Origin of the sequence: Georgenia satyanarayanai, from assembly GCF_023715365.1 — a bacterium.
Lineage (GTDB): Bacteria > Actinomycetota > Actinomycetes > Actinomycetales > Actinomycetaceae > Oceanitalea > Oceanitalea satyanarayanai_B.
Genome location: NZ_JAMBNZ010000012.1, coordinates 12,052 through 28,372 on the forward strand (window position 1 = coordinate 12,052; position 16,321 = coordinate 28,372).

At 71.8% G+C, this 16,321-nt stretch carries 20 protein-coding genes; 14 read left to right on the forward strand and 6 right to left on the reverse strand.

What is annotated here, in order from left to right; all coding sequences use genetic code 11:
• Positions 1-218: 218 nt before the first annotated feature.
• Complete coding sequence (locus M3148_RS13615) at positions 219-956, reverse strand: LysR family transcriptional regulator substrate-binding protein (protein ID WP_251305253.1); 738 nt, start codon at positions 954-956, stop codon at positions 219-221.
• Positions 957-1,019: 63 nt separating this feature from the next.
• Between M3148_RS13615 and M3148_RS13620 the strand changes: the two genes are divergently transcribed.
• Positions 1,020-1,394: a DUF5997 family protein gene (locus M3148_RS13620; RefSeq protein ID WP_251305254.1), complete on the forward strand. Its 375-nt coding sequence runs from the start codon at positions 1,020-1,022 to the stop codon at positions 1,392-1,394.
• Between the two features lie 2 nt (positions 1,395-1,396).
• Here the strand turns inward: M3148_RS13620 and M3148_RS13625 are convergent, their stop codons facing one another.
• Positions 1,397-2,137: an ABC transporter permease gene (locus tag M3148_RS13625; RefSeq protein WP_251305255.1), complete on the reverse strand. Its 741-nt coding sequence runs from the start codon at positions 2,135-2,137 to the stop codon at positions 1,397-1,399.
• Positions 2,134-3,087 carry an ABC transporter ATP-binding protein gene (locus M3148_RS13630; protein ID WP_308203251.1) on the reverse strand — a complete coding sequence of 318 codons (954 nt, stop codon included), beginning with the start codon at positions 3,085-3,087 and terminating at the stop codon, positions 2,134-2,136. The genes M3148_RS13625 and M3148_RS13630 overlap by 4 nt, the downstream gene beginning before the upstream one ends.
• 177 nt (positions 3,088-3,264) lie before the next feature.
• Between M3148_RS13630 and M3148_RS13635 the strand changes: the two genes are divergently transcribed.
• The 10 genes from M3148_RS13635 to M3148_RS13680 all read left to right on the forward strand — a co-directional run bounded on the left by M3148_RS13635 (position 3,265) and on the right by M3148_RS13680 (position 12,723).
• Positions 3,265-3,981, forward strand: a complete 717-nt coding sequence (locus M3148_RS13635; protein ID WP_251305256.1) for a helix-turn-helix transcriptional regulator — start codon at positions 3,265-3,267, stop codon at positions 3,979-3,981.
• The gene (gene sufB, locus M3148_RS13640; RefSeq protein WP_251305257.1) at positions 3,981-5,414 is read left to right on the forward strand and encodes a Fe-S cluster assembly protein SufB; all 1,434 of its coding nucleotides are present in this window, start codon (positions 3,981-3,983) and stop codon (positions 5,412-5,414) included. Before M3148_RS13635 ends, sufB begins: the two co-directional genes overlap by 1 nt.
• Positions 5,415-5,458: 44 nt before the next feature.
• Positions 5,459-6,634 carry a Fe-S cluster assembly protein SufD gene (gene sufD, locus M3148_RS13645; protein WP_251305258.1) on the forward strand — a complete coding sequence of 392 codons (1,176 nt, stop codon included), beginning with the start codon at positions 5,459-5,461 and terminating at the stop codon, positions 6,632-6,634.
• Positions 6,631-6,978, forward strand: a complete 348-nt coding sequence (locus tag M3148_RS13650) for a non-heme iron oxygenase ferredoxin subunit (RefSeq protein WP_251305259.1) — start codon at positions 6,631-6,633, stop codon at positions 6,976-6,978. The genes sufD and M3148_RS13650 overlap by 4 nt, the downstream gene beginning before the upstream one ends.
• A gap of 33 nt (positions 6,979-7,011) precedes the next feature.
• Positions 7,012-7,770 carry a Fe-S cluster assembly ATPase SufC gene (gene sufC, locus M3148_RS13655; RefSeq protein ID WP_251305260.1) on the forward strand — a complete coding sequence of 253 codons (759 nt, stop codon included), beginning with the start codon at positions 7,012-7,014 and terminating at the stop codon, positions 7,768-7,770.
• Between the two features lie 20 nt (positions 7,771-7,790).
• On the forward strand, positions 7,791-9,101 hold the full coding sequence (locus M3148_RS13660; RefSeq protein ID WP_251305261.1) for a SufS family cysteine desulfurase: 1,311 nt from the start codon (positions 7,791-7,793) through the stop codon (positions 9,099-9,101).
• Positions 9,094-9,588: a Fe-S cluster assembly sulfur transfer protein SufU gene (gene sufU, locus M3148_RS13665; protein WP_251305262.1), complete on the forward strand. Its 495-nt coding sequence runs from the start codon at positions 9,094-9,096 to the stop codon at positions 9,586-9,588. Before M3148_RS13660 ends, sufU begins: the two co-directional genes overlap by 8 nt.
• Positions 9,585-9,923 carry a metal-sulfur cluster assembly factor gene (locus tag M3148_RS13670; protein ID WP_251305263.1) on the forward strand — a complete coding sequence of 113 codons (339 nt, stop codon included), beginning with the start codon at positions 9,585-9,587 and terminating at the stop codon, positions 9,921-9,923. The genes sufU and M3148_RS13670 overlap by 4 nt, the downstream gene beginning before the upstream one ends.
• Positions 9,924-10,111: 188 nt before the next feature.
• Entirely contained in the window at positions 10,112-11,005 is an 894-nt protein-coding gene (gene ypfJ / locus M3148_RS13675; RefSeq protein WP_251305264.1) for a KPN_02809 family neutral zinc metallopeptidase, read from the forward strand.
• Between the two features lie 128 nt (positions 11,006-11,133).
• The gene (locus M3148_RS13680; RefSeq protein WP_285884749.1) at positions 11,134-12,723 is read left to right on the forward strand and encodes an ABC-F family ATP-binding cassette domain-containing protein; all 1,590 of its coding nucleotides are present in this window, start codon (positions 11,134-11,136) and stop codon (positions 12,721-12,723) included.
• Positions 12,724-12,787: 64 nt separating this feature from the next.
• Here M3148_RS13680 and M3148_RS13685 read toward each other — a convergent pair whose 3' ends face one another.
• The 3 genes from M3148_RS13685 to M3148_RS13695 are packed head-to-tail and all read right to left on the reverse strand — an operon-like array spanning position 12,788 to position 14,171.
• Positions 12,788-13,621, reverse strand: a complete 834-nt coding sequence (locus tag M3148_RS13685; RefSeq protein WP_251305266.1) for an SURF1 family cytochrome oxidase biogenesis protein — start codon at positions 13,619-13,621, stop codon at positions 12,788-12,790.
• Positions 13,618-13,839, reverse strand: coding sequence for a hypothetical protein (locus tag M3148_RS13690; RefSeq protein ID WP_251305267.1), 222 nt, complete (start codon positions 13,837-13,839; stop codon positions 13,618-13,620). The genes M3148_RS13685 and M3148_RS13690 overlap by 4 nt, the downstream gene beginning before the upstream one ends.
• The gene (locus tag M3148_RS13695; RefSeq protein WP_251305268.1) at positions 13,836-14,171 is read right to left on the reverse strand and encodes a DUF3099 domain-containing protein; all 336 of its coding nucleotides are present in this window, start codon (positions 14,169-14,171) and stop codon (positions 13,836-13,838) included. Before M3148_RS13695 ends, M3148_RS13690 begins: the two co-directional genes overlap by 4 nt.
• Positions 14,172-14,258: 87 nt before the next feature.
• Here M3148_RS13695 and fabG point away from each other — a divergent pair, with 87 nt between their 5' ends.
• Genes fabG through M3148_RS13710 form a run of 3 tightly spaced genes read left to right on the forward strand, consistent with a single transcriptional unit; the run spans position 14,259 to position 16,276 of the window.
• Positions 14,259-14,975: a 3-oxoacyl-ACP reductase FabG gene (fabG, locus tag M3148_RS13700; RefSeq protein ID WP_251305269.1), complete on the forward strand. Its 717-nt coding sequence runs from the start codon at positions 14,259-14,261 to the stop codon at positions 14,973-14,975.
• A gap of 26 nt (positions 14,976-15,001) precedes the next feature.
• Positions 15,002-15,769 carry an enoyl-ACP reductase FabI gene (fabI, locus tag M3148_RS13705; RefSeq protein ID WP_251305270.1) on the forward strand — a complete coding sequence of 256 codons (768 nt, stop codon included), beginning with the start codon at positions 15,002-15,004 and terminating at the stop codon, positions 15,767-15,769.
• Positions 15,770-16,276, forward strand: a complete 507-nt coding sequence (locus tag M3148_RS13710) for a SixA phosphatase family protein (RefSeq protein ID WP_251305271.1) — start codon at positions 15,770-15,772, stop codon at positions 16,274-16,276.
• Positions 16,277-16,321: the final 45 nt, after the last annotated feature.

Consider the following 16,321-nt stretch of genomic DNA (forward strand, 5'->3'; position numbering starts at 1 on the left):
TGAGCCCGACGCCGGTCGTGGCGCTCAACCGGGCGGGCGGTGGCGGTGCCGGAGGTGCGCGGCGCGGAGGCGGCTCAGGAGTACGCGGCAGCGCTGGAGCACACCGCAAACGCTGCGGAGCAGTCCGCCCTGCGTGTCCCGGCGTGTCGGTGACGTGTCGCGGACTTCGGTGCAGGTCACGGCCTGCGCGCGCGGCAGCGTCGCCGAGCGACGAGAGCTCAGCGGCCCGGACGGCCCTTTCGCGGCCCGGCCCCGCCCCGACGGCGGCCGCCACCGGCCGCGCGGCCACGCCCCGGGCCGGGGTGCTTGGCCTCCGGGCGGGCACCGCTGTCGGCCGGCCCGGCGTCGGGCTGTCGCGAGCTGCGCTCGGTGCGTCCCCGGACGATGCCGACGAAGGTCTCCACCCGCGGATCCTCGTTCTCCACCCGCCAGGCGAGGCCCACCTGCGTGGTCGCCACACCCGTCACCGGGACGGCACGCACGTCCTTGCGCTGGTGCAGCCGCGCCACGGACATCGGCAGGACGAGGATCCCCGCCCCGCTCGCGGCCACCTCCACCGCCTGAGCGACCGTCATGGGCGGCGGCTCCACCCGGCGCCCCTCACGCACCTCGTCGGCGACGGCGGCCCACTCGGGGCACGCGTCGGCGGCCTGGAGGAGGTGCTCGGCGGCGAGGTCGGCGACGTCCACCTCATCGAAGGCGGTGACCGGGTGGTCCTTGCCGGCCACGACCACCGGCTGCTCCTCGTACAGCGGGATGAGGTGGAGCCCGTCACGTTCCAGGGGCAGGCGCACGAAGCACATGTCCATCTCGCCGTCGGCGAGGAGCCGCTGCTGGTCCTCGGGCTCGACGAGCCGTGGCGCCAGCGGGGAGTCGGGAAGCCGCTGCTCCCACCGGGTGAACCACTTGCCCGGGCTGACGCCGGGTGCGAAGCCGACACGGAAGGGCTCGGCCATGGCTGCTCCTCGGGGACGGGTGGGGTGGCGCGGGTCGAGACTATCGGCCGATACGATCCAGCAATGGCCAAGCCGCAGATGCTCAAGCCCCTGACCGCCGCTCGCAAGCTCGGGGTGCTCCTCTCCGCGACCCCGCAGGAGTTCCAGGAGGGCGACATCTCCCGCGACGAGCTCAACGCGCTCCAGGCGGACCCGCCGGAGTGGCTGCGCGAGCTGCGCCGCAACGGCCCGCACCCCCGCCAGGAGGTCGCGCGCCGGCTCGGAGTGTCCACCTCCGGCCTGGCCCGCGCGGGTGTCACGGAGCCGCTCACCACGGACGAGATCAAGGTCCTGCTCGACGAGCCGCCCACGTGGCTCAACGAGGAGCGCGTCACCCTCAACCGGGTCCGCGCCGAGGAGGCCCGTCTCGCCGAGCGCCGCGCCGCCGAGCAGGACTGAGCTCAGGCGTCCCAGCGGAAGGCGCGCGTGGCGAGCACGCCGCCGAGCGCGGCCCACGCGGCGAGCACGGCCAGGGCCACGATGTCCACCGTCCCGTCGGCGAGCAGGGTGCGCAGCGCCTCACCGAGCGCCCCCGGAGGCAGGAACGCGAGGACGGTGGCGACGGCGCCGGGGAGCATGTCGAGCGGCAGCACGAGCCCGCCGCCGACGACCATGAGGACGAAGAGCAAGTTGGCGATCGCGAGGACCGCCTCGGGCCGTAGTGTCCCGCCCACGAGCAGGGCGAAGGTGACGAACACCCCGGTCCCCAGCACCATGAGCGCTAGCGCGCCGGCCACCTGGACGACGTCGAGGCCGTCGGGCCGCCAGCCCACCGCCAGCCCGATCGCGCCGAGCAGCACCGTCTGGACGACGAGGACGACGAGCACCGCGCCGAGCTTCCCGGCGAGCAGCCCCCGCGGCCCGAGCGGCGTCGTCGCGAGCATGCGCAGCACGCCCCAGCGCCGGTCGAAGGCGACGGCGATGGCCTGGGAGGTGAAGGACGAGGCCACGGCCATCGCCAGGGCGCTGCCCAGCGCGGCGTGCGCCCGCGGACCGGGCAGCGGCACGAGGTCGGTGGACGCAAGGGCGACGAGCGCGATCGCGGGGAGCAGCAGGGTGAGCAGCAGCTGCTCCCCGTTGCGCAGGACGGCAAGGGTCTCGAACCGCGTCTGCGCGAGGACCCGGCGGCTGGTCGCGCTCACAGCGCGTCCGCCCGCAGCTCGCGCCCGGTGAGGGAGAGGAAGGCGTCCTCGAGGGTGGGCCGGGTGAGAGCGATCTCCGCCGTCCCGTGGCCGGTGTCGGCGAGGGCACGGGCGACGACGGCGAGGGTGGCCGCGTCCACACCCCCACCGCGGACGACGACGTCGCCCTGCTCGGTGGACGTCTCCAGCCCGGCGTGCCCGGCCAGCTCGGCGGCGAGGTCCGTCGCGAGCGTCGCGGGTGGCGTCCCGGGCGGGGGAGTGACGCGCACCTGCGGGGCGCCGCGCAGCTCGGCAGGGCGGCCGGCGGCGACGGTGGCACCGCGGTCGACGACGACGACGTGGTCGGCCAGCTCCTCCACCTCCGACATGAGGTGGGTGGTGAGGACCATCGAGGTGCCCGACTCGCGCAGCTCGCGCACGAGGTCCCACACGGCCAGACGCGCCTGCGGGTCGAGCCCGGCGGTCGGCTCGTCGAGGAAGACGAGCTCGGGCTCCCCGACGATCGCGCAGGCGAGGGCGAGGCGCTGGCGTTGGCCGCCGGACAGGTGCCGCACCCGGGTGCGGGCGACCTTCGTCAGCCCGAGCCGCTCGAGGAGCGGGCCGGCGGCGTCGGGGCGGTCGTGCAGGCTCGCGACGTGCCGGAGCACGGTTCCGGCCTGCGGCGCCATGGGCAGCCCGCCCTCCTGGAGCATGACGCCCACCCGGTGGCGCAGCTCGGCGGCGTTCTCCGGGCGTGCGCGGTCCAGCCCGAGCACCTCGACCCGTCCGCCGTCGGGGCGGCGCAGGCCCTCGCAGCACTCGATCGTCGTCGTCTTCCCGGCCCCGTTGGGCCCGAGGACGGCGGTGAGCTCCCCGCGGGCGGCCCGCATGCTGAGCCCGGAGACGACGTCCCGGTCGCCGTAGCGCTTGCGCAGGCCGTCGACGAGGAGGGCGGGGGAGTCCGTCAGCACGCGGCCCAGCCTAACCGCGGACTGCGGCCGCTCCGGCGCCCGCCGAAGGGGGTGGGACCGGCCACAGTGAGGTATGCCTTGCTTGCCGGGAAGCATTTCGGCAACGAGACTGTTCCCTAATGTGACGGCACGCCCCAGGTGTGCCTCCTACTCGCCAGACAGAAGGAGGAGCGAGCCGTGAGCGAGACCAGCGTCGAGTCTGCGACGCATGACCGCGTCCTCCGTCTCGTCGTCGAGCACGGGCCGATCAGCGCCGCCGAGCTCGCCCGCCTCCTCACCCTCACCCCCGCCGGCGTGCGGCGCCACATCGCCGCCCTCGAGCGTGACGAGCGCATCGTCGTCCACGAGCCCTCCGGCCCCGGCCAGCGTCGTCGCGGGCGCCCCGCGCGCTACTACGTCGCTACCGACGCCGGCCGCTCCGGCCTGTCCCAGGCCTACTCCGACCTCGCCGCCCACGCGCTGCAGTTCATCGGCGACGTCGCCGGGCCCGACGCCGTCGACCACTTCGCCAACCAGCGGGTCAACGGCCTCGAGGAGCGCTACGCGCCCGTCGTCGAGGCCGCGGGGGAGGACGTCGCCGACCGTGCCCGTGCCCTGGCCGGTGCCCTCACCCAGGACGGCTACGCCGCGACGGTCCGCTCCGTCGGCCCGCGGGGCCTGGCGGTCCAGCTGTGCCAGGGCAACTGCCCGGTGCTGGCCGTCGCCGAGTCCTACCACCAGCTCTGCGACGCCGAGACTCGTGCGTTCTCGCGCCTGCTCGGTGTCCACGTCCAGCGCCTGGCTACGCTTGCCGGCGGCGAGCACGTGTGCACCACCCACATCCCCACGACCGTCCCGACCGGCCGCCCGAGCACCACCCCGTCACCGCACGGTGACGACACGGAAGGAATCTGATGACGAGCACGACCGACACCCCGATGACGCAGGACGAGACGATCGATGCGATCGGCAACAGCTACCGGTTCGGGTGGCACGACAAGGACGACGCCGGTGCGACCGCCCGGCGCGGCATCAGCGAGGAGGTCGTGCAGAACATCTCCGAGCTGAAGGACGAGCCGGAGTGGATGCTCAAGCGACGGATGCGCGCCCTGAGCCTGTTCGACAAGAAGCCGATGCCGAACTGGGGCGCCGACCTCTCCGGCATCGACTTCGACAACATCAAGTACTTCGTCCGGTCGACCGAGAAGCAGGCCACCAGCTGGGAGGACCTGCCCGAGGACATCAAGAACACCTACGACCGCCTGGGCATCCCGGAGGCCGAGAAGCAGCGTCTCGTCGCCGGTGTCGCGGCCCAGTACGAGTCCGAGGTCGTCTACCACCAGATCCGCGAGGACCTCGAGCAGCAGGGCGTCATCTTCCTCGACACCGACACCGCGCTCAAGGAGCACCCGGAGATCTTCCAGGAGTACTTCGGGACCGTCATCCCCTCCGGTGACAACAAGTTCGCCGCGCTCAACACCGCGGTGTGGTCCGGCGGCTCCTTCGTGTACGTGCCCAAGGGCGTCCACGTCGAGATCCCGCTCCAGGCCTACTTCCGGATCAACACCGAGAACATGGGCCAGTTCGAGCGGACCCTGATCATCGCCGACGAGGGCTCCTACGTGCACTACGTCGAGGGCTGCACCGCCCCGATCTACCAGAGCGACTCGCTGCACTCCGCGGTCGTCGAGATCATCGTCAAGAAGGACGCCCGCGTCCGCTACACGACGATCCAGAACTGGTCGACCAACGTGTACAACCTCGTCACCAAGCGCGCCACGGTCGAGGCCGGCGGCAACATGGAGTGGGTTGACGGCAACATCGGCTCGAAGGTGACGATGAAGTACCCGGCCATCTACCTCATGGGCGAGCACGCCCGTGGCGAGACGCTCTCGGCCGCCTTCGCCGGCGCCAACCAGCACCAGGACACCGGCGCCAAGATGGTCCACATGGCCCCGAACACCTCCTCCTCGGTGGTGTCGAAGTCCGTGTCCCGCAACGGCGGGCGCTCCTCCTACCGCGGCCTGGTCCAGGTGCTCGAGGGCGCCACGCACTCCAAGTCCACGGTGCTGTGTGACGCGCTCCTGGTCGACACCGTCTCGCGCACCGACACCTACCCGTACGTCGACGTCCGTGTCGACGACGTCGAGATGGGCCACGAGGCCACCGTCTCCAAGGTGAGCGAGGACCAGCTGTTCTACCTCATGCAGCGCGGCCTCACCGAGTTCGAGGCCATGGCGATGATCGTGCGCGGCTTCATCGAGCCGATCGCCCGAGAGCTGCCGATGGAGTACGCGCTCGAGCTCAACCGCCTCATCGAGCTGCAGATGGAGGGGTCCGTCGGCTGATGTCCACCGCCGTCCCGTCCACCACAGCCACAGACAAGGAACCCATGAAGACCGATCACTCCCGCGCCGTCGCCGACGGGGCACACAGCCACGCCGGCCCGGAGCCCGCAGGGCAGCGTTTCACCTCCTTCGAGCTCTCCGACTTCCCCCTGCCCACGGGCCGGGAGGAGGAGTGGCGATTCTCGCCCGCGCACCGCTTCCAGAAGTTCTTCAGCGGTGAGCTGGCAGGTCCTGCTCCCACCGTCGGTGTGGAGACCGCCCCGGGCGTGACGTCGGAGCAGGTGGGGCGCGACGACGAGCGCCTCGGCCGGATCGGTGCGCCCGTCGACCGCGTGGCCGCCGCTGCCTGGAACGCCTTCACCGAGGCGACCGTCCTCACCGTGGGCGCCAAGCAGACCCCCGAGCAGCCCACGTCGGTGACGATCACCGGTGCGGGCGGCAACGAGCCGGGGACCAACCACCTGGTCATCGTGGCGGAGGAGCACTCCCAGGCCACCGTCGTCGTCAACCACGCGGGCTCGGCCCAGCTCGCCCAGACCGTCGAGGTCGACGTGCGTGACGGCGCCCAGCTCACCCTGGTCACGCTCCAGGAGTGGGACGAGGGCAGCGTCCACCTGTCCGCGCACCGCGCCCGCGTCGGGCGGGACGCCAAGCTGCGCCACGTCGTCGTCACCCTGGGCGGCGACGTCGTGCGCATCACCCCCGACGCCGTGCTCGCCGAGCCCGGCGGTGAGGTCGAGGGTCTGGGTCTGTACTTCACCGACGCGGCGCAGCACCAGGAGCACCGCCTCCTCATCGACCACGTCGCCCCGAACTGCATCTCCCGGGTCACCTACAAGGGAGCGCTGCAGGGGAAGGACGCCCACGCCGTGTGGATCGGTGACGTCGTCATCCGCTCCACGGCCGAGGGCACCGACACCTACGAGCTCAACCGCAACCTCGTGCTCACCGAGGGCGCACGCGCGGACTCCGTGCCGAACCTCGAGATCGAGACCGGCGAGATCGAGGGCGCGGGCCACGCCAGCGCCACCGGCCGCTTCGACGACGAGCAGATGTTCTACCTCCGCGCCCGGGGCATCCCCGAGCTCGAGGCCCGTCGTCTCGTGGTGAGCGGCTTCTTCGCCGAGCTCATCAACCAGATCGCGGTGCCCAGCGTGACCGACCGCCTCACGCAGGCGATCGAGGAGGAGATCCGGCACACGGAGGCCGTGTCCGCATGAGCAGCCAGTACGTGTGCGACACCGGTGATCTCGCGCCCGGTGAGGTGATGCGCGTGGACCTGGAGGACGCGGACGGCCGTCCCGTCCCGGTCGCCGTCGTGCGTGACGAGGCCGGTGAGTACCACGCGATCTCCGACATCTGCTCCCACGGGCAGGTGAACCTCTCCGACGGCGAGGTGGAGGGCTCCACCATCGAGTGCTGGCTCCACGGGTCCAGCTTCGACCTGCGCAGCGGCAAGCCGCTGAGCCTGCCCGCCACCCAGCCGGTGCCCGTCTACGCCCTGTCCGTCGAGGGCGACAGTGTCCTCATCGACATCGCTGTGACCGTCGGCGCCAGCGCCTGACTCCCGACCCAGACCAAGGAAGAGAACCTGAGAATGTCCAAGCTTGAGATCAAGAACCTCCACGTCAGCGTCGGGACCCAGGACGGCCCCAAGCCGATCCTCAAGGGCGTCGACCTCACCATCAACAGTGGCGAGATCCACGCGATCATGGGCCCCAACGGCTCCGGCAAGTCGACCCTCGCCTACGCCATCGCAGGCCACCCGAACTACGAGGTGACCGACGGCGAGGTGTACCTCGACGGCGAGAACGTCCTGGAGATGGAGGTCGACGAGCGGGCCCGCGCCGGCCTGTTCCTCGCCATGCAGTACCCGGTCGAGGTCGCCGGCGTGTCGGTGTCCAACTTCCTGCGCACCGCCAAGACCGCCATCGAGGGTGAGGCCCCCGCCCTTCGCACCTGGGTCAAGGACGTCAACGCCGCCATGGCCAAGCTCCGGATGGACCCCGAGTTCGCTCAGCGCGACGTCAACACCGGCTTCTCCGGCGGTGAGAAGAAGCGCCACGAGATCCTGCAGATGAAGCTCCTGCACCCCCGCTTCGCGATCCTCGATGAGACGGACTCGGGCCTGGACGTCGACGCGCTGCGCATCGTCGGCGAGGGTGTCAATGACGCCCAGGCCGACACCAACGCCGGCATCCTCCTCATCACTCACTACACGCGGGTGCTGGACTACATCAAGCCGCACTTCGTTCACGTCTTCGTCAACGGCCGCATCGCCGAGCAGGGTGGCCCTGAGCTGGCCGCCCAGCTCGAGTCCGAGGGCTACGACAAGTACGTCGCGGCCGCGGTCTGAGCCCACTGGAGAGGACGCTCATGAGTGCACCGGTCACCGCCGGCTCGGGCGCGTTGAGCGCGGCCGAGTTGGCGGCCGTGCGCGCCGACTTCCCGATCCTGGGCAGGACGACCCGCAGCGGGAAGCCGCTGGTCTACCTGGACTCGGCGGCCACCTCGCAGAAGCCCCAGTGCGTCCTGGACGCCGAGCAGGACTTCTACGAGAAACGCAATGCCGCCGTCCACCGCGGCGCCCACCAGCTCGCCGAGGAGGCCACCGAGGCCTACGAGGACGCGAGGGCGGCCGTGGCGGCCTTCGTCGGCGTCGCTCCCGACGAGATCGTGTGGACGAAGAACGCCACCGAGGGCATCAACCTCGTGGCCTACGCGATGTCCAACGCCACCCTCGGCCGGGGCGGGGCCCGGGCGCAGGAGTTGTTCGCCCTGCGCCCCGGGGACGAGATCGTCGTCACCGAGGCGGAGCACCACGCCAACCTCGTGCCCTGGCAGGAGGCCTGCGCCCGCACCGGCGCGACCTTGAGGTGGATCTCGGTGGGGCCCGACGGCCGGCTCGACCCGGCGACCTTCGACGTCATCGGTGAGCGCACGCGGCTGGTCGCCTTCACGCACGCCTCGAACGTCACCGGCGCGGTGAGCCCGGTCGCTGATATCGTGGGGCGGGCACGTGCGGTCGGCGCTCTCGTCGTCCTCGACGCCTGCCAGAGCGTGCCCCACTTCGCGGTGGACCTGCGTGCCCTGGACGTGGACTTCGCCGCGTTCTCGGGCCACAAGATGCTCGGCCCCACCGGAGTGGGGGTGCTCTACGGCAAGCGCGAGCTGCTCGCCGCGATGCCGCCGGTGCTCACCGGCGGGTCGATGGTGCAGGTCGTGACCATGGAGACCAGCACCTACGCCGACGCCCCGCAACGCTTCGAGGCCGGCACCCAGATGGTGGCCCAGACGGTCGGCCTGCGCGCCGCCGTGGGCTACCTCGACGAGCTGGGGATGGACGCCGTCGCCGCGCACGAGCAGCTGCTCACCGAGCGGCTGCTCCAGGGCATCTCCACGGTCCCGGGCGTGCGGGTCCTCGGACCGTCCGACGCCCGTGACCGGCTCGCCGTCGTCGCCTTCTCCGTCGACGGCGTGCACCCGCACGACGTCGGCCAGGTGCTCGACAACGCGGGCGTCGCCGTCCGCGTGGGCCACCACTGCGCCCAGCCGGTGCACCAGCGGCTCGGGGTGCACGCCTCGGCCCGCGCGTCCGCGTCCATCTACACCACCGAGCAGGAGATCGACGTCTTCGTCGAGGAGCTCGGCAAGGTGCGTCACTTCTTCGGAGTCGATCATGGCTGACCCGATGGAACAGCTCTACCAGCAGGTCATCCTCGACCACTCGCGCGTGCGGCACGGGGAGGGTGAGCTCGTTCCGTACGACGCCGAGTCCTTCCAGGTGAACCCCACCTGCGGGGACCAGGTCACCTTGCGGGTACGTCTCGCGCACGACGACGGCGGCCCCCGGGTCGAGGAGATCGGCTGGGTCGGTCAGGGCTGCTCGATCTCCCAGGCCTCGCTGTCGGTGCTCAACGACCTTGTCCTGGGCCGGACCGTCCACGAGGTCGACACGCTCAACGAGACCTTCCGCGAGCTCATGCACGGACGCGGGGTCGAGCTCTCGGAGGAGAAGCAGGACACGCTGGGGGACGCGACCGCGTTCACCGGGGTGGCGAAGTACCCGGCGCGCATCAAGTGCGCCCTGCTCGGGTGGATGGCGCTGCGTGACGCCCTCGCCCACGCACTGACCAGCGCGCCCGCCTCGGGCACGCAGGAGGAGGAACGATGAGTGACATCACCCAGACCAACCCGTCCCCCACGACCGCTGCGGACGTCGAGGAGGCGATGAGGGACGTCATCGACCCCGAGCTCGGCATCAACGTCGTCGACCTCGGCCTCGTCTACGGCGTCACCGTGGACCAGCACAACAACGCGGTCATCGACATGACGCTCACCTCTGCGGCCTGCCCGCTCACCGACGTCATCGAGGACCAGTCCCACCAGGCGCTGGACGGCCTGGTCAACGAGATGCGGATCAACTGGGTCTGGATGCCGCCGTGGGGCCCGGAGAAGATCACGCCGGACGGCCGCGAGCAGCTGCGCGCCCTCGGCTTCAACGTCTGAGCCTTCGCACGTGCCGCCGAGAGCCGGATTCCTCCGCCGAGGAATCCGGCTCTCGGTGCGCCGGCGCACGTACCCGGCGCTGACCTCCCCGGTTCTCCTCCGACCTCCCCTGTTCGCACGGCCTCGGGTGGGGTGAACCGGGGAGCTCACCGCGCGCACGGCGCGAGCTCTCGTCGCAAGATCGAGTCATGACGTTCAACGAAGGAGTCCGGGCGGACTCACGGCGGGTCCGCACGTCCGGTGGCGGGCGGCGCGGCATGGCGATCGGCGGCGGGGTCGGCGGGGGCGGGCTGCTGCTCGTCCTGGCGATCATGCTGCTCACGGGACAAGACCCCGCGGGCCTGCTCGGCGGGGGTGGCACAGACACGGGCAGCAGCGGCGCGGGTGTGGACCTCAGCCACTGCCAGACCGGCGCGGACGCCAACGAGCACACCGAGTGCCGCATGGTGCTCACCGCGGACGCCCTGGACATCTACTGGGACGGTGCCATGGCGGAGGTGGGGGAGCAGTACGCCATGCCGGGCTTCGAGATCTTCACCGGCTCGGTCGGGACCGGCTGCGGCTCGGCCACCGCCGCCGTGGGACCCTTCTACTGCCCGGCCGACTCCTCGGTCTACCTCGACCTCGGCTTCTTCGACCAGCTCGAGACCCAGCTCGGCGCGCGCAACGCGCCGCTGGCGCAGATCTACATCGTCGCCCACGAGTGGGGTCACCACGCCCAGCACGCCCTGGGCATCATGGACGCGGCCGACCGCACCGACACCGGGCCCACTGGCGACGCCGTGCGCACCGAGCTCCAGGCAGACTGCTACGCCGGGATGTTCGTCGGGCAGGCGGCCGGCACGGTCGACCCCGACTCCGGTGAGACCTTCCTCCAGCAGCCCACCCGCGACGAGGTGACATCCGCCCTCGAGGCCGCGGCCGCCGTCGGCGACGACCGCATCCAGGAGACGAGCGGCCGGGACGTCGAGCCGCACACCTGGACCCACGGCTCCGCCGAGCAGCGCACCCGCTGGTTCACCACCGGCTACGAGCGGGGCACACTCCAGGCCTGCGACACCTTCGCCGTCGCCACGCCCTGAGACGCATCTCCCGGGAAAGGACTGGCGGGGCGGCCGTAGACTGGACGGCGCCTAGCGGCCCCGCCGTCGGCACCCCACACCCCACCATGCTTTGAGGTCTGCCTGTGATCACCGCCCACGACGTCTCGATGCGCATCGGCGCACGCGAGCTGCTCCACGAGGCGACCTTCCGTGTCGACGCCGGGATGCGGATCGGGCTGGTCGGGCGCAACGGCGCCGGCAAGACGACCCTCACCAAGTTGCTGGCCGGGGAAGACGCGACGTCCGGTGTCGTCCAACACACCGGCACGATCACCCGCACCGGCGAGATCGGCTACCTCCCGCAGGACCCGCGCACCGGAGACATGGACGTCCTCGCCCGGGACCGCGTCTTCTCCGCCCGCGGGATCGACGGCATCCTGCGCCGCATCCGCAAGGCCGAGGCGGACATGGGCACCAAGACCGGTGACGCGCAGGCCAAGGCGATGGAGCGCTACTCCCGCCTCGACGCCGAGTTCGACGCCCAGGGCGGCTGGGCCGCGGAGTCCGAGGCCGCGCGCTTCACCTCCAACCTCGGCCTGCCCACCCGGGTCCTGGACCAGCCGCTCCACACCCTGTCCGGTGGCCAGCGCCGCCGGGTCGAGCTCGCCCGCATCCTCTTCTCCGGCGCCGACACGCTCCTGCTCGACGAGCCGACCAACCACCTCGACCACGACTCGATCGTGTGGCTGCGCGAGTACCTCTCCACCTTCTCCGGCGGCCTCATCGTCATCTCCCACGACGTCGAGCTGCTGCGCGCGACCGTCAACACCGTCTTCCACCTCGACGCCAACCGCGGCGAGCTGGACGTCTACAACCTCGGCTGGGACGCCTACCTCAAGCAGCGCGAGCAGGACGAGCGCCGCCGTCGCAAGGAGCGCCAGAACGCCGAAAAGAAGGCCTCGGTGCTCCTCGCCCAGGCCGACAAGATGCGCGCCAAGGCCACCAAGGCCGTCGCGGCCCAGAACATGATCCGGCGGGCCGAGCGGATGGTTGCCGGGCTGGAGGAGACGCGTCGCGCCGACAAGGTCGCGGCCCTGCGCTTCCCCGACCCCGCCCCCTGCGGCCGGGTCCCGCTCACCGCGGAGGGCCTGTCCAAGTCCTACGGCTCCCTCGAGGTCTTCACCGACGTCAACCTCGCCATCGACCGCGGTGCGAAGGTTGTCGTCCTCGGCCTCAACGGCGCCGGCAAGACGACGCTGCTGCGCATGCTCGGCGGGGTGGAGGAGCCGGACACCGGCGAGGTGATCCCGGGCCACGGGCTCAAGGTCGGCTACTACGCCCAGGAGCACGAGACTCTCGACGTCGAGCGGACCGTCGTGGAGAACCTGCGTTCCGCCGCGCCGGACCTCACCGACACCCAGGTGCGCTCGGTCCTCGGCTCCTTCCTCTTCTCGGGGGACGACGCCGAGAAGCCCGCCAAGGTGCTGTCCGGCGGGGAGAAGACGCGCCTCGCGCTGGCCGTGCTCGTCGTGTCCTCGGCGAACGTGCTGCTCCTTGACGAGCCGACGAACAACCTCGACCCCGCGTCCCGTGAGGAGATCCTCGGCGCGCTGCGGACCTTCACCGGCGCCGTCGTCCTCGTCACCCACGACGAGGGCGCCGTCGAGGCGCTCGAACCGGACCGCGTGCTCCTCCTGCCCGACGGCGACGAGGACATGTGGAACGACTCCTACCGCGAGCTCATCGCCCTGGCCTGAGCCCCGGCGGTTCGCAGCGGCGTACCCGGGGGTAACAACTCAGCGCTCGGCGACGTGGGGCGGGCTACTGGTCCTGGAGCTGGGCGTCGATGAGAGCGTCCTCCTCGTCGGCGTCCGTGCGGCGCCGCGGGGTCCGCGCAGGCCCGGCAGCACGCTCCGGCACGCCCCCGAGCTCCTTCGCCTCCCGGCGCGCGAGGACGACGTAGCCGACGACCGCGCCGAGCGCGAAGACCCACCACTGGAAGGCGTAGGACAGGTGGTTGCCCGGGCTCGTGTCGGGGCGCGGGAAGGGCTCCAGGCCCGTGGCCGGCGCGCCGTCCTCGGCGGTGGCCATGAGATAGCCGTCGAACAGCTCACCGCCCTCGACGCCGGCCGCCTCGGCCACCGTGTCCGGCTCGATCCGGTACACCTGGCCGGCCGGCGCCGTCCGCTCGTCGGTGCCCTCGGCCGCGCGCAGGCGCCCCGCGAGGGTCACCTCACCGGTGGGGTAGTCGGGAAGCTGAGGCTCGCCCTCCCCGAGCGGCACCCACCCGCGGTCGACGACGACGAGCCGGCCGCCGTCGTCGTCCTCCTCGTGCACCTCGAGGACCGCGAGGACGCGCGCGGCCGCGGCGCCGTCGACGGGACGGTTGCGCACGACCACCTGCTCACCGGTGTAGCTCCCCTCGACGACGACGCTGCGCCACACGAGGCCGGCCGGCACGGCGTCCGAGACGACGTCCTCGATGGGCTGCGGGGCGCTGTCGTAGTTGCCGTTGACAAGGGCGTTGGCGGCCGACCGGTCCTCGTGCCGGCTCCACTGCCACGCACCGAGGAAGACGCAGGCCACCGCGATGACGAGGAAGATGACGGCGAGGCCGAGCCACCGGCGGGAGAGCAGGAACCCGTAGCGGCTCATAGGTCGCGGACCGGCACGACCTCACGCAGGAACGAGCGCGACCCGAGGAAGGTCTCCAGGTGCGTGCGGTGCTCCTCGCAGGCGAGCCACGTCTTGCGGCGCTCCTCGGTGTGCAGCCGGGGGTTGTTCCACAGCAGGCCCCACGCGGCGGTCTGACGGCAGCCCTTGGCACTGCAGACCTGCTCGGCGGGCGCGGACTCGTCGGCCGACGTGGTCACCTCAGGTAGCCACCTCTCAGGTCGATGGGCGGGTAGGTCGGGCGCTGCCCGGAGGGAGGCGCCTCGATCTCGGGGAGCTGGAGCTCCATCAGCGTATCCGCTGCGGCGGGGCGCTCCTTGCCCGCGTTGGCCAGGACGACGGCGAAGTACGGCAGGAGGACCGCGCCGGCGACCATGACCCAGCGCAGCCAGCCGTCGGTGAAGAGGATCCCCACGAGGCACGCGGAGCGGATGGCCATCGAGATGACGTAGCGCACGGCCCGGTCGTGGACGTCCTCGCTCAGCGGTCGCCCCACCGAGGTGATCGCGTGAACACGCTGTCTCCTGCTCACTGAGCAAGGGTAGTTCCCGGACGCCTCCCGCGCGTGGCGGCTGCCGTCGGATACCGTTCCACCGGACGAACATCACAGGAGGAGAACGTGAACGACACCGACGCACGCAGCGTGCTCGTCACCGGCGCGAGCCGGGGGATCGGCCGTGCCGTCGCCGAGGCCTTCGTCGCGGCGGGGGACAGGGTGGCGACGATCCACCGCGGTGGGGAGCTGCCCGAGGGCGTCCTCGGTGTCCGCGGTGACATGCGCGACACCGCCGCCGTCGACGCCGCGATCGGGGAGATCGAGACGGCTCACGGGCCCGTCGAGGTGCTCGTCGCCAACGCCGGCATGACCCGCGACCAGCTCCTCATGCGGATGAGCGACGAGGAGTTCGAGGAGGTCCTCGACGTCAACCTCACCGGCGTCTTCCGCTGCGTGCGACGCGTGTCCAAGGGCATGATCCGCAAGCGCGGTGGCCGCATCATCCTCATGGGCTCCGTCGTCGGCATGTACGGCAACGCCGGGCAGGTCAACTACTCCGCCACCAAGTCCGGCCTCATCGGCATGGCGCGGTCCATCACGCGCGAGCTCGGCTCCCGCGGGATCACCGCCAACGTCATCGCCCCCGGCTTCATCGACACCGACATGACCCGCGCGCTGCCGGACGCGCAGCAGGACAAGCTGCGCACCGCGATCCCGGCCGGCCGCTTCGGGGACGTCTCCGACATCGTCGGCGCCGTCCAGTACCTCGCCTCGCCCGCCGCCGCCTACGTCACCGGGGCCGTCATCCCCGTCGACGGCGGACTCGGCATGGGCCACTGACCTCACCTTCGCGACAGGAGACAGCAATGGGACTTCTCGACGGCAAGACCCTCCTGGTCACCGGCGTCCTCAAGGACAACTCGATCGCCTTCCACGTGGCGCGCCTCGCGCAGGAGGAGGGCGCCACGGTCATCCTCACCTCCTTCGGGCGCCAGCTGCGTCTCACGCAGGTCACCGCCCGGCGGCTGCCGGTCGAGGCGCCCGTCGTGGAGCTGGACGTGACCAACCCCGAGGACCTCACCGCCCTCGCCGACCGCGTGCGTGAGCACACCGACCACCTCGACGGCGTGGTCCACTCGATCGGCTTCGCGCCGCAGGCCGTCATGGGCGGCAACTTCCTCGCGGGGGAGTGGGCCGACGTCGCCACCGCGATGGAGGTCTCGGCCTTCTCGCTCAAGTCGCTCGCCGTGGCCACCCAGCCGCTGCTCACCACGGGCGCCGGGATCGTCGGGCTCACCTTCGACGCCTCCTTCGCCTGGCCGGTCTACGACTGGATGGGCGTCGCGAAGGCCGCCTTCGAGTCCACCGCGCGTTACCTGGCCCGTGACCTCGGCCCCGAGGGCATCCGCGTCAACCTCGTCTCCGCCGGCCCGATCCGCACGACGGCCGCCACCTCCATCCCGGGCTTCGAGCAGATGGAGAGCGTCTGGGCCGAGCGCGCGCCGCTCGGCTGGGACGTCAAGGACGCCGAGCCGGCCGCCCGCGCCGTGGTGGCCCTGTGCTCGGACTGGTTCCCGGCGACGACGGCGGAGATCGTCCACGTCGACGGCGGCGTCCACGCGATGGGTCAGTAGGTGGCGCCTCGCACCCTCGTGCTGCTGCGTCACGCCCAGGCCGAGCCGGAGAACGGCCTGGGCGACGAGCAGCGGCCGCTGTCCGCGCACGGCCGGCGGCAGGGGGCCTCGCTCGGGCCGATCCTTGCCGCCCAGGTGGGCGGGTTGGACCGGGCGCTCGTGTCGAGCGCGCTGCGGACCACCGAGACCTACAAGATCGTCGCGTCCGGCTGGGACGGCGCTCCCGCGGCCGACGTCCGGGACGAGCTGTACGAGGCCGGGCCGCGTGACCTCCTGGCCGTCCTCGCCGAGCTGCCGGAGGACGTCCGGCGCGTCCTCGTGGTCGGCCACGAGCCGACGATGTCCTCCCTCGCGCACCTGCTCGACGGGGAGCGCAGCACGCTGGCGGAGATGGTGTCCCTCGGGATGAGCACCGCCAACGCCGCGGTCCTCGAGGTGCCGGTGCCCTGGGCCGAGCTCGACCGCTCGACCGCCCGCCTCGTCACCATCGTGCGTCCCGAGCTCTGAGGTCCTCGGGCCGCCCGGGCGGTCCCTGTCGGTGCAAAGCTCGCC

Bases quoted from the DNA above. Each gene is read 5' to 3' on its own strand.
- sufU (WP_251305262.1), top strand. From the start codon at position 9,094: ATGGCTGACCCGATGGAACAGCTCTACCAGCAGGTCATCCTCGACCAC.
- M3148_RS13680 (WP_285884749.1), top strand. From the start codon at position 11,134: ATGCGCATCGGCGCACGCGAGCTGCTCCACGAGGCGACCTTCCGTGTC.
- ypfJ (WP_251305264.1), top strand. From the start codon at position 10,112: ATGACGTTCAACGAAGGAGTCCGGGCGGACTCACGGCGGGTCCGCACG.
- M3148_RS13650 (WP_251305259.1), top strand. From the start codon at position 6,631: ATGAGCAGCCAGTACGTGTGCGACACCGGTGATCTCGCGCCCGGTGAG.
- sufC (WP_251305260.1), top strand. From the start codon at position 7,012: ATGTCCAAGCTTGAGATCAAGAACCTCCACGTCAGCGTCGGGACCCAG.
- sufD (WP_251305258.1), top strand. From the start codon at position 5,459: ATGAAGACCGATCACTCCCGCGCCGTCGCCGACGGGGCACACAGCCAC.
- fabI (WP_251305270.1), top strand. From the start codon at position 15,002: ATGGGACTTCTCGACGGCAAGACCCTCCTGGTCACCGGCGTCCTCAAG.
- M3148_RS13660 (WP_251305261.1), top strand. From the start codon at position 7,791: ATGAGTGCACCGGTCACCGCCGGCTCGGGCGCGTTGAGCGCGGCCGAG.
- M3148_RS13670 (WP_251305263.1), top strand. From the start codon at position 9,585: ATGAGTGACATCACCCAGACCAACCCGTCCCCCACGACCGCTGCGGAC.
- M3148_RS13685 (WP_251305266.1), bottom strand. From the start codon at position 13,621: ATGAGCCGCTACGGGTTCCTGCTCTCCCGCCGGTGGCTCGGCCTCGCC.
- M3148_RS13615 (WP_251305253.1), bottom strand. From the start codon at position 956: ATGGCCGAGCCCTTCCGTGTCGGCTTCGCACCCGGCGTCAGCCCGGGC.
- M3148_RS13620 (WP_251305254.1), top strand. From the start codon at position 1,020: ATGGCCAAGCCGCAGATGCTCAAGCCCCTGACCGCCGCTCGCAAGCTC.
- sufB (WP_251305257.1), top strand. From the start codon at position 3,981: ATGACGAGCACGACCGACACCCCGATGACGCAGGACGAGACGATCGAT.